We start from the raw sequence: 11,279 nt of genomic DNA, 5'->3' as shown, positions 1-11,279 counted from the left end.
CGGGCACCAACGACTGGGCCGAGCACACCACGTCCCTCGCCCTGACGCCCGGCGTGACGCGCCTGAAGGTGGGGGCCTTCCTTTCGGTGCCCGGCCGGCTGTACGTGGACGACATGCGGCTCGAGCGCCTGACGCCGCCGGCGCCCGCCATCGACGCGCCGCGCGCCGAACGCTGGGCGCAGGATCTGGACTACCTGGGCGAGCTGGTCGAGTTCGGCCATCCCGACCCCTGGGCCCACCTGTCGCGCGCCGACTTCCGCGCCGGACTGGCCGGGATCGCCGCCGCGGCCGCGCGTCCGGACGGTCCCGACGACACGGCGCTGGCCTGGCAACTGCGCGCCCTGACCTGCCGTCTGGGCGATCCCCACACGGCGACCGAGCTGCCGGAAGGCGGCCTGGTGCGTCTGCCCCTGTCGCTGCGCTTCTTCGGGAGCGAGGTGCGGGTGGTCGCGGGCCCGCCCGCGCTGGCGTCGCTGGTGGGCGGGCGCCTGTCGGCCATCGACGGCCACCCGGTCGCCGATGTGCTGGCGGCCATCGATCCCCAGATCGCCCGCACCCACGAGAACTGGTTCCGGGAGCAGGCGCCTTCCTGGCTGATCAACGTGGGGGCCCTGCACCAGCTCGGCATGGCGCGGCTGCCGGACGCCCTGACCTTCACGGTGGTGCACGACGACGGCACCGAGCGGACCGCCACGGCGAGCCTCGCGACCCCGACCGACGGCGAGTGGGTCGTCGCCGGTCCGCCCGAGGGCCAGCGGCCCCTGTCGCGCCGCCGCGGCGGCAGCTACTGGTTCGAGTACCTGCCCGACTCGCGCACGCTGTACTTCAAGTACGACCAGGCCCGGGACGACCCGGAGCGCCCGCTGCGCCAGTTCGGCGTCGCCCTCTTCGAGGCGCTGAACGCCAACCCGATCGACCGCTTCGTCCTGGACGTGCGTCACAACAGCGGCGGCCAGAACCAGATCAACGGGGTCTTCCGCGACCTGGCGGCCCGCCTCACCGACGGCCGCGTGGGCCAGGCCTTCGTCATCGTCGGCCGCCGCACCTTCTCGGCCGCCGTGTACGACGCCGACGCCATGCGCACCCTGTGCGGCGCGGTGGTCGTGGGCGAGCCGACGGGCATGGCGCCGGTGCACCCCGGGCAGGTGGGCGTGTTCACCCTGCCGGGAACGGGCATCGGGTACGCGACCTCGACCAAGATCGTGCGGGCCTCGCGGGACACGTCGCCGGCCCTGATGCCGGACATCCCGGCCGAGGTGAGCTGGGCGGATTTCCTGGCGGGGCGGGATCCGCTGCTCGAGGCGGTGCTGGCCTACGAGCTGAAGTGACCGGGTCGGCGCCTACCGCCGGAAAACCAGCGGTTCATCCACCCCCGTCACCGTCACGTGCAGTTCCTCGCCCACCAGCGTGTAGACGATCTCGTCCGGGCTGACGTCGTTGGCGCGGACGAAGCGCGCGTGGCCGGCCGACGACTCGGCGAGGGTCAGGGTCATGGGCGGCCCGGCGCCTTCCCACGTGCTGTAGTCCGGCCGGAAGTGATTGAACGTCATGGTGAGCCGACCGTCGGCGGCGAGCACCTGGATGTACTCGGTGAAGGTGACGCGCCCGTCCTTCACGTGGCGGAAGACGGCGTGCATGGCGTCGCCCCGGGCGGGCAGCCAGATCTCCTCGGCCACGCCGCCGAACGCGTCGGCCCGCCAGGCGCCTGCGAGCCAGGCCAGGTCGGCCAGGTCGTCGGGCTGGGCGGCGGCCGCGGCACCGGCCGCGGCCCCCGTCAGCAACGCCGCCACGGCGAGCGCCACGAGGAACCCCATTCGCCGCGTCACGCCGACCCGCCCGCGCTCAGATCCTGATAGAGCATGTGCCGGTTGCCGTCCGGATCGAAGAACGTCGCCAGGCGCACCATCTCCGGGATGGTCTGGGTTTCGCCGTCGAAGCGCACGTCGCGGGCCTCGAGGGCGGCGCGCGCCGCGTCGATGTCGGCGACGCCCCAGGTGAGGGTGGCGCCGCCCTGCACGAGGGGCGTCTCCACCTGGCCGAGGCCGACGTTCACCCGGGCGACGGGGCTGCGCAGTTCGGCCCAGGCCATCTCGTCGACCCGGTAGAGGAGTTCGAAGCCGAGGACGTCCTGGTACCAGGCGAGGGAGGCGTCGAGGTCGGCGCACTGCATGGCGCAGGTGAGGCCGCCGTCGTAGCCGAGTTCGGAGCGATGGGACATGGTGGTCTCGCTTTCGGTGTGAGGGAGTCGGGGTCGAGGTGGTCGATCCGTTTGACGTGTGAACAAAAGTATAGTATATATATTTTTGTCGCAAGCCCCGAACCGAAGAAAACCCGAGGCCCCATGACCACGACCCCGCCCCGAACCGCCCCCCACGATCTCGCCGGCCTGGTGCGCCTGTGTCACCACCGCTGGCTCGTGCCCGTGCTGGGGGAGATTGGCGCGGCCGGCGGCGCGCGGTTCGCGGTGCTCGTGGCGAGGCTCGGCATCAGCCCGCCATCGCTGCGGCGCACCCTGGCCGCGGCCGAGGCGGCCGGACTGGTGATGCCGAACCCGGGCTACGGACACCCGCTGCGGCCCGAGTATCTGCTCACCCCCTGGGGCGAGGGCGTGGCCGGCCCCTGTCGGGACGTGGTCGCGGCGGCGCGGTCGCTGGCGCTGCTCGAACCGGTGCTGAACAAGTGGTCGCTGCCCGTGCTGGCGGCGGTCGCCGCCGGGGCCGAACGCTACGCGGACATCGCGCGCGCCCTGCCCGACGCTTCGCCCCGGGCCCTGGCGAAGGCGCTGGCCGACCTGGTCGAGGCCGACTGTCTGCGGCGCGAGGTGCTCGACACGCGGCCGCCGCGTCCGGCCTACGGGGTGGGCCGGACGGCCGCGGGTCTCGCCGCCGCGACCGGCGTGCTGGCGGAGGCGGCCGCGCCGTTCGGGGCGTGAGGAGAGATCGGCGGGATTGGGGTCAGCGCCAGAACAGCTTCACCGCGAAGGCCACCGCCACCACCAGCACCAGCTTCCGCAGCCAGTCGTGGCCCTGGCGCACGGCGATCTGGCTGCCCAGCCAGCCGCCGAGGGCGTTGCCCGCGGCCAGCGCGAGGCCGAGCACCCAGTCGACCTGCCCCGCCCGCACGAAGACCACCAGCGCGGCCGCCGTGTAGACCATCACCACGAAGACCTTCACCGCGTTGATGCGCACCATGTCGAGGCCGTGCAGCAGCAGGCCGGTGATGATCAGGAAGCCCACGCCCGCCTGGATGAAGCCGCCGTACACGCCGATGCCCAGGAAGGTGAACGCGAGCGCCACGAGGCGGCCCCGCGTCAGGGCGGCGGGGTCGAAGCGCAGCCGGCGGGTGGGGTCGGCGACCATGAGCACGCAGACACCGAGCATCACCCCGGCCAGGATGCGGCGGAAGGCGTCTTCGCCGATGTCGACCGCGAGCCGCGCACCGAGCACGCTGCCGGCCAACGCGGGCAGGGTGCAGATGAGCGAGAGCTTCAGGGGCAGCATGCGCTTGTGCCGGAAGCCCTGCACCGCGACCACGTTCTGCAGCAGGATCGCCACCCGGTTGGTGCCGTTGGCCATGGCGGCGGGCAGGCCGAGGAAGAGCAGCACCGGCAGGGTGAGCAGCGAACCGCCGCCGGCGAGCACGTTCAGGACGCCGGCGACGGTGCCGACGGCGAAGAGGAGCAGGGCGTGCCAGAAGGTGAAGTCGGCGGACATGGGCGGCGGCTCCCGGGGCGCGGGGCCCGGCGGGGGTGACGGGTCGATGGCCAAGCAGGGGCAGGATATCACAAGCGACCGGCCCCGGCGAGGGGCGTGGGGCAGCCGGCGCCCGCACGATGACCGTAGCCAATTCGGACCTCCGGTGGTTAAATATCGCCGATCCCGGATCCGCCCCGAACCTCCGCAAAGGAGCCCCGACATGAATCGTTTTCCGCAGCTCAAGAGCATCGTCCTGGCGTCCGCGCTGGTGGCGTTCGTCGCCGTCGGCCTGCCCGCCGGCGCCCAGGAGTCGCGCGACTACCTGATGGCCACCGCGTCGACCGGCGGCACGTTCTATCCCGTGGGCGTCGCCATCTCGACCCTGGTGAAGGTGAAGCTGCAGCCCACCGAGAAGATCGGCCTGTCGGCGATCAGCTCGGCCGGCAGCGGCGAGAACGTGAAGCTGATGCGCGAGAACGAGGTGCAGTTCGGCATCCTGCAGGGCCTGTACGGCAACTGGGCCTGGAACGGCACCGGCGACCTGGCCGGCGAGGGCCCGCAGCACGAGTTGCGCTCGGTCTCCATGCTGTGGCAGAACGTCGAGCACTTCGTGGTGGCGAAGGAGTTCGCCAAGACCGGCACCATCTCCGACTTCGTCGGGATCAAGGGCAAGCGCGCCGGCCTGGGCAAGAAGAACTCCGGCACCCAGGGCAGCAACAAGGAGATCCTGGGCAACTTCGGCATCGACGTCGACGCCGACTACGAGCTGATGTACGGCGGCTATGGCCCGAGCGCCGACGCCCTGCAGAACGGCCAGGTCAGCGGCATCTCGACGCCGGCGGGCGTGCCCGCGGGCGCCATCTCCAAGCTCTTCGCGGCCATGGGCGACAAGGTCGCGCTGCTCGAGTTCACGCCCGAGCAGGCGAAGCAGGCCGACGGCGGCATGGATCTGTGGACCCCGTTCACGATCCCGGCCGGCACCTACCCCGGGCTGGACCACGACGTCACCACCATCGCGCAGCCCAACTTCCTGGCCTGCCGCGCCGACGTGGACGAGGACGCCGTCTACCAGATGACCAAGACCATCTACGAGAACCTGCCCTTCCTGCAGGGCATCCACAAGGCGACGAAGGACATGGCCCTCGAGAAGGCCATCGTCGGCCTGCCGCTGCCCCTGCATCCGGGCGCCGCGCGCTACTTCCGGGAAGCGGGCCTCGAGATTCCCGCGCGCCTGATCGCCGAGTAGACCCTCACGAGCGCCGTCGGGAGCCGGACACGCCGGCTCCCGCGGCGCCGCGCGGAACGGACCCGCCATGGCCGTCGACATCATCGCCGCCGACGCGCATCCCGCCCGACGCTGGGCCGTGTTCGGCCTCGGCGTGGCCATCAGCCTGCTCCACGTCTGGTTCAACACCTTCGGCCTGCTCTCGAACCTGTGGCAGAACGGCCTGCACTACGCCGGCTTCGCGCTGCTGTGCGTGCTGCTGACGCCGCTGACCACCCGCACCGGCACCGCCGGCCGGATGCTGCGCCTGCTCGACCTCGGCTGGGGCCTGCTGGCCGCCTTCGCCGCCGTCTTCATGGTCTCGCGGGAGGACGTCATCTATGCCAACGGCGTGCGGCTCGCGCCGGTCGACTGGGTCTTCGGCATCATCCTGATCCTGACGGCCATCGAGCTGACGCGCCGCACCACGGGCTGGATCATCCCGACGATCATCGTCGTCGCGCTGACCTACGTCAGCGTGTGGGGGCCGCACATCCCGGGCGTGTTCAAGTTCGCGGGGCTGAAGCCCGAGACGCTGCTCTTCCGCAGCGTGTACGGCGACGACGCGCTCTTCGGCAACATCGCCCTGATCTCGTCGTCGTTCGTGTTCATGTTCATCCTCTTCGGGGCGTTCCTGCTGCGCTCCGGCGCCGGCGACTTCATCATCGACCTGGCGCGGGCCCTGGCCGGACGCACCATCGGCGGCCCCGGCCTGGTGGCCGTCATCGCCTCGGGCCTGACCGGCACCATCAGCGGCTCGGCCATCGCCAACACGGCCTCGACGGGCGTCATCACCATCCCGCTGATGATCAAGGCGGGCTTCAAGCCGAAGTTCGCCGCGGGGGTGGAGGCCACCGCCTCGACCGGCGGGCAGCTCATGCCGCCGATCATGGGCGCCGGCGCCTTCGTCATGTCGAGCTACACCCAGATCCCGTACCCGACCATCGTCGCGGTGAGCTTCCTGCCGGCGATCCTCTACTTCGCGTCGGTGGGCTTCTACGTGCGCACCGAGGCGCGCAAGCTCGGCCTGCAGGTCGACCAGGACGAGACCGTCACCGTGGGACAGGTGCTGCGGCGCGGCGGCTTCGCCTTCCTGGTGCCGATCACGGTGCTGATCGGGATGCTCGTCTACGGCTTCACGCCGACCTTCGCCGCGGGCATCGCCATCATCGCGGTGGTCGTCTCGTCGTGGTTCACGCCCAACCGCATGGGCCCGCGGGCCGTGGCCGAGGCGCTGGCGCTCGGCGCGAAGAACATGGTCATGACGGCGATCCTGCTCTGCAGCGTGGGGCTCGTGGTGAACGTGATCGCGACCGCGGGGGTGGGCAACACCTTCTCGGTGATGATCAGCGCGTGGTCCGGCGACAGCATCTTCATCGCCATCGTGCTGGTGGCCCTGGCCTCGCTGATCCTGGGCATGGGGCTGCCCGTCACCGCGGCCTACATCGTGCTGGGCACCCTCTCGGCGCCCGCCCTGTACGGCATGATCGCCGACGGCCAGCTGGTGCACGCCCTGGCCAACGGCGCCATCCCCGAAGGCGCGCAGGCGCTCTTCATGCTCGGGGTGCCGGACAAGATCGCCCTGATCGGGCAGCCCATGAGCATGGCCGCGGCCCACGACATCATGGCCGCCATGCCCGTCGAGATGATGGGCATGCTGCGCGAGCAGGTGCTCGACGAGCGCACCCTCACCTACGCCCTGCTCTCGGCCCACATGATCATCTTCTGGCTCAGTCAGGACTCGAACGTGACCCCGCCCGTGTGCCTGGCCGCCTTCACCGGCGCGGCCATCGCCGGGACGCCGCCCATGTCCACCGGCCTGACGGCGTGGAAGATCGCCAAGGGCCTGTACATCGTGCCGCTGCTCTTCGCCTACACGAACTTCCTGGGCGGACCGTGGCTCGAGGTCTTCCGCCTCTTCGCCTACGCCTTCTTCGGGATCTACGCCCTGGTGGGGGCCATGCAGGGCTACCTCGAGGGAAGGCTGAGCTGGCCCGAGCGCGCGGTCGTCTTCGCCGCGGGCGTGGCCATGATCTGGCCGGCGAACCTGCTGGTCGACACGGTGGGCGGCGTGGTCTTCTTCGCGATCTTCCTCTGGACCCGGCGGCGGGAGCGCGGCCGGGAGGTTGCGACGGCCTGATCCCCCTCGCTGCGGTTCCGCTGACGGCCCCACCGGTGGTGGGGCCGTTTTCATGCCTCCACAACATCGTGTGGCCTGTTTTTATTCGCTTTATTTTCGCTATTTGCTATTGACGGACAGACGAATGTCTGTTTAAATTCCGGCTGTCGCTGAGACGAACCCGAAGGAGACGCCATGACCCCCCGCCGATCCGACCAGACCCGCCGCGAGATCTTCGCCTTCGTGCGCGATCGCATCGCCGCGGGCGCGCCGCCCACGGTGCGCGAGGTGCAGCGGGCCTTCGGGTTCAAGGCGGTGCAGTCGGCCCAGCAGCACCTGGCCGCCCTGGTGGCCGCGGGCCGGCTGGAACGCGAGCCGGGCGTGGCCCGCGGGTATCGCCTGCCCGCGGGCGGGAGCGGTGGAGCGGACGGCGCAAGGCCAACCGGACCGGTCGGCGCCGTCCGCTACATCCCCCTGCTCGGCCGCGTGCAGGCAGGCGCCCTGCAGGAGGCCATCGAGGATCCGGACGGCTGGCTGCCGGCGTCCGGACCCGACGCCGGCGCCGCCGACGACGAGGGCGGGCTCTTCGCCCTCACCGTCCGCGGCGAGAGCATGGTCGAGGCCGGCATCCTGCCCGGCGACATGGTGGTCGTCCACCGCCAGGACACGGCGCGCGACGGCGAGATCGTCGTGGCCCTGGTCGAGGGCGAGGCCACCGTCAAACGCCTGCGGCTGCGCGCGGGGCGCATCGTCCTCCAACCGGAGAACGCCGCCTTCGCGCCCATCGAGATCGCGCCGGATACGGAGATCCGGATTCTGGGCCGGGTCGTGGAGGTCCGTCGTCGTCTGGCCTGACGGCCGTGCGGCGACAGCACACGCCCGGGCCGGTGGCCGGCGCAAGCAGAACGAACGACCCGACGCCCCCAGCGCCGGATGACGACGACGGACGCACTTCCCCGCATTCCCGAAGGAGGGGATCATGGCCCTGGCCGCACATGATCTGGCATCGCTGTCCCCGGTGATCACCGCACCCGCCGGGTTCGCGCGGGCCGCCGCACCCGCTCCGGCCCCGGCCCCGTCGCCCCGGCACCCGTGGGCGCGCCCGCGACCGCGGCGGGAGATGCCCGCGCCCGCGCCGGTGCGCCATCACCTGGCCGATCTGCTGGAAGTGCCGGGCGTGCGGCGCCTGGCCGACCATCTCGGGGAAGATGTCCGCGACGGCGTCCGGGGCGAGGCGCCGGCGGAGAGTCCGGCCTGGAACCGCAACGAACTCGCCGGCCGCCTGTGCGAACTGAGCGCAGGCGCCGACGGGGCCCTCTTGTCGGCCGCCATGGCGGTGGTGCTCGACGCGCAGCTGGCCGGGGATCCGGTCGCCTGGGTGTCGGCCACCGCCGCGACCTTCCACGCGCCGGACGCGGTCGCGTGCGGGGTCGATCCGACGGCTCTGGTCGTGGTGCATGCGCGCGACGACCGGTCCGCCGGCCGGGCAGCCGACGTGCTCCTGCGCAGCGGGGCGTTCGGGCTGGTGGTGCTCGATCTGGGGACGAGTGCCGCCTTGCCCGCGCCCCTGCAGGGGCGTCTGGTGCAGCTGGCCCGGACGCACGACGCGGCGGTGCTGTGCCTGACGGAGAAGTCCGCCGACACGGCTTCGCTCGGGTCGCTGGTCTCGTTGCGGGGCGAGGTGCGCCGGCGGCCGGCCGGCGCCGGGGGGGCGCCCGACGGCCACGCTTTCACCATCCGCGTGCTGAAGGACAAGCGGCGCGGCCCCGGCTGGCGCGTGGAGGAGACGCGGGGGGTGGCCTGAGATGGCGCCGGTGGCGTATCATCGCGGCTCGTCGGCTTCGAGTTTCGCCTGCGCCCGCTTCCGGAGGTCCGTTCCGATGTTCGCCCTGATGTTTGTCCGGCTGTTTGTTCGGATGTTCGCCCGGCTGTTCGTCCGGCTGTTCGTCCGGATCTTCGCCCGGCTGTCCGCCCCGTCGTTCCCCCTGTCGTCCGTCCCGTCATTCGGCCGGATGACCGCTTCGCCGCGTCGCCTCCTCTTCGCCGCCGCCCTGCTGCCGGCGCTCGCCGCCGCCGTCGCGCCGCCGGCCGCGCGGGCACAGTCCGGCGCACCCGTCCTGCCGGCCGATCCGGCCGCCGCCGCCGACCGCGTGCGCGACGAGTTCCGCCACGCCTGGCAGGGCTACGTCCGGTGCGCATGGGGACACGACGACCTGCGGCCCCTGTCCTGCACCGGTGCCGACTGGTACGGCGCCTCGCTGCTCATGACCCCCGTCGACGCCTTCAGCACCATGAAGCTGATGGGTCTCGAGGAGGAGGCGCTCGCGGCCAAGGACCTCATCCTCTCCGAACTCGACTTCGACCGCGACCTCGACGTGCAGCTCTTCGAGATCGACATCCGGCTGCTCGGGGGGCTGCTGTCGGCCTACCAGCTCGACGGCGACGACCGCTTCCTCGCCCTGGCCACCGATCTGGCCGACCGCCTGCTGCCGGCCTTCGACTCGCCGACGGGCATGCCGTACCGCTACGTGAACCTGCGCACGGGTGCGGTGCGCGACCCGCTGAACAATCCGGCCGAGATCGGCACGCTGCTGCTGGAGTGGGGCACCCTGTCGCGCCACACCGACAACCCGGTGTACTGGCGCAAGGCCAAGGCCGCGGTGATGGCCCTGGCGGCGCGGCGCTCGGCGATCGGCCTGCCGGGCACGATCATCGACGTCGAGACCGGCGCGTGGACCGACCGCGAGGCGGCCCTCGGCGCCCGCGTCGACTCGTACTACGAGTACCTGCTGAAGGGCTGGCTCATGTTCGGCGACGAGGACCTGCACCGGCTGTGGGACGAGAGCATCGTCGCCATCGGGACCTATCTGGCCGACACGAGCACGGGCAGCCTGTGGTACGGCCAGGCCGACATGGACACGGGCGAGCGCACGGGCACCCGCTTCGGCGCCCTCGAGGCGTTCTTCCCCGCGGTGCTGGCCCTGTCCGGCGATCTCGAACGGGCCGCGGCCCTGCAGCGCAGCTGCTTCCGCATGTGGCAGATCCACGGCATCGAGCCCGAGGTCATCGACTACACGACGATGGAGGTGCTCCACGAGGGCTACCCGCTGCGGCCGGAGAACATCGAGTCGGCCTGGTACCTGCTCGAGCTGACCGGCGACGAGGGCTACCGCGACATGGGGCGCACGTACGTCGAGAGCCTCATCGCCCGCTGCCGCACCGAGGTCGGCTACGCCCACCTGGCCAGCGTGCGCACCGGCGAGCAGCGCGACGCCATGCAGAGCTTCTTCCTGGCCGAGACGCTGAAGTACGCCTGGCTGCTCTTCGCCCCGCGCGGGACCATCGACTTCGAGCGCACGCTGTTCAACACCGAGGCGCATCCGCTGCGGGTGTGGCCTGAATAGCCCCATGAACGAGGAGGCCGCCTTGGCCGGACACGTCTTTCATCTCTCCCTCGTCGTGCCGGACCTGGACGCGGCGAAGGCCTTCTACACCGGAGTGCTCGGGTGCCCGGTCGGGCGGGATCGCGGCCACTGGGCCGACATCGACTTCTTCGGCCACCAGTTGACGCTCCACCAGGCGAGCGCCGAGCGGCCGGCCCTCGCTCTCGACCACTTCGGGGCGACGGTGGACGCCCCGACCTGGCGGCACGTGGGCGATCGCTGCCGGGCCCACGGGGTGGAGTTCGTCCTGGCACCGCGGGCCGGCGGCGAGGACGCCGCGGCCGGATCCGCGTCCGGCAAGTTCGTCGTCCGCGATCCCGCCGGAAACCTGCTCGAGTTCAAGTTCACGAACGGGGGGGTGGGCCCCTCATGAATCCCGCCAAGGTCAATCGCGCGACGACGACCCGGCTGACCGATCTGCCCAACATCGGGCGCGCGAGCGCGGCCGACCTGGTCCTGCTGGGCATCGCGACGCCGGGCGATCTCGTCGGCCGCGATCCGTACCGGATGTTCGACGAGCTCTGCGCGGCCACGGGCGTCCGGCAGGACCCCTGCGTGCTCGACGTCTTCATCTCCATCACGCGCTTCATGGACGGCGACCCGCCCCGGCCCTGGTGGGAGTACACGCGGGAGCGCAAGGAGGAGCTGGCGGCGCGGCGGGGCGGGTCCGCCTGACGCAGGGGGCGGCGGCGTGCGCCGCGCGCTCCCCGGACTCGACGCGAAGAAGACCCGGAGGTCCGATTCCCCCCGGGGGGAAC

At 71.7% G+C, this 11,279-nt stretch carries 12 protein-coding genes; 9 read left to right on the top strand and 3 right to left on the bottom strand.

Annotated features, from left to right (window positions below; all coding sequences use genetic code 11):
* The coding region (locus tag KDM41_15130) for a hypothetical protein (protein ID MCB1184760.1) at positions 1 to 1,328 on the top strand (1,328 nt) is incomplete at its 5' end.
* Between the two features lie 12 nt (positions 1,329 to 1,340).
* Here the strand turns inward: KDM41_15130 and KDM41_15125 are convergent.
* The gene (locus tag KDM41_15125) at positions 1,341 to 1,826 is read right to left on the bottom strand and encodes a hypothetical protein (GenBank protein ID MCB1184759.1); all 486 of its coding nucleotides are present in this window, start codon (positions 1,824 to 1,826) and stop codon (positions 1,341 to 1,343) included.
* Positions 1,823 to 2,170: a VOC family protein gene (locus KDM41_15120; protein ID MCB1184758.1), complete on the bottom strand. Its 348-nt coding sequence runs from the start codon at positions 2,168 to 2,170 to the stop codon at positions 1,823 to 1,825. The genes KDM41_15125 and KDM41_15120 overlap by 4 nt, the downstream gene beginning before the upstream one ends.
* A gap of 171 nt (positions 2,171 to 2,341) precedes the next feature.
* On the opposite strand from KDM41_15120, the gene KDM41_15115 reads away from it, so the two are divergent.
* Positions 2,342 to 2,932, top strand: coding sequence for a winged helix-turn-helix transcriptional regulator (locus tag KDM41_15115; protein ID MCB1184757.1), 591 nt, complete (start codon positions 2,342 to 2,344; stop codon positions 2,930 to 2,932).
* Positions 2,933 to 2,954: 22 nt separating this feature from the next.
* On the opposite strand, the gene KDM41_15110 is transcribed toward KDM41_15115, so the two are convergent.
* Complete coding sequence (locus KDM41_15110) at positions 2,955 to 3,713, bottom strand: sulfite exporter TauE/SafE family protein (GenBank protein ID MCB1184756.1); 759 nt, start codon at positions 3,711 to 3,713, stop codon at positions 2,955 to 2,957.
* A 202-nt stretch (positions 3,714 to 3,915) separates the two neighbouring features.
* On the opposite strand from KDM41_15110, the gene KDM41_15105 reads away from it, so the two are divergent.
* The 7 genes from KDM41_15105 to KDM41_15075 all read left to right on the top strand — a co-directional run bounded on the left by KDM41_15105 (position 3,916) and on the right by KDM41_15075 (position 11,196).
* Positions 3,916 to 4,941, top strand: coding sequence for a TAXI family TRAP transporter solute-binding subunit (locus KDM41_15105; GenBank protein ID MCB1184755.1), 1,026 nt, complete (start codon positions 3,916 to 3,918; stop codon positions 4,939 to 4,941).
* Positions 4,942 to 5,008: 67 nt separating this feature from the next.
* Complete coding sequence (locus KDM41_15100; protein ID MCB1184754.1) at positions 5,009 to 7,099, top strand: TRAP transporter fused permease subunit; 2,091 nt, start codon at positions 5,009 to 5,011, stop codon at positions 7,097 to 7,099.
* A gap of 174 nt (positions 7,100 to 7,273) precedes the next feature.
* Positions 7,274 to 7,933 carry a transcriptional repressor LexA gene (gene lexA / locus KDM41_15095; GenBank protein ID MCB1184753.1) on the top strand — a complete coding sequence of 220 codons (660 nt, stop codon included), beginning with the start codon at positions 7,274 to 7,276 and terminating at the stop codon, positions 7,931 to 7,933.
* A gap of 124 nt (positions 7,934 to 8,057) precedes the next feature.
* Positions 8,058 to 8,882 (top strand): hypothetical protein, encoded by an 825-nt coding sequence (locus KDM41_15090; protein ID MCB1184752.1) that lies wholly within the window; start codon positions 8,058 to 8,060, stop codon positions 8,880 to 8,882.
* A gap of 76 nt (positions 8,883 to 8,958) precedes the next feature.
* Positions 8,959 to 10,482 carry a glycoside hydrolase family 47 protein gene (locus KDM41_15085; protein ID MCB1184751.1) on the top strand — a complete coding sequence of 508 codons (1,524 nt, stop codon included), beginning with the start codon at positions 8,959 to 8,961 and terminating at the stop codon, positions 10,480 to 10,482.
* A 4-nt stretch (positions 10,483 to 10,486) separates the two neighbouring features.
* The gene (locus KDM41_15080) at positions 10,487 to 10,894 is read left to right on the top strand and encodes a VOC family protein (protein ID MCB1184750.1); all 408 of its coding nucleotides are present in this window, start codon (positions 10,487 to 10,489) and stop codon (positions 10,892 to 10,894) included.
* Positions 10,891 to 11,196, top strand: a complete 306-nt coding sequence (locus KDM41_15075) for a helix-hairpin-helix domain-containing protein (protein MCB1184749.1) — start codon at positions 10,891 to 10,893, stop codon at positions 11,194 to 11,196. Before KDM41_15080 ends, KDM41_15075 begins: the two co-directional genes overlap by 4 nt.
* The last annotated feature ends 83 nt before the right edge of the window (positions 11,197 to 11,279 follow it).

This window comes from bacterium (assembly GCA_020440705.1).
Classification (GTDB): domain Bacteria; phylum Krumholzibacteriota; class Krumholzibacteriia; order LZORAL124-64-63; family LZORAL124-64-63; genus JAGRNP01.
Note: the sequence above shows the minus strand (reverse complement) of the source record. Positions and strands in the feature narration are given on the sequence as shown.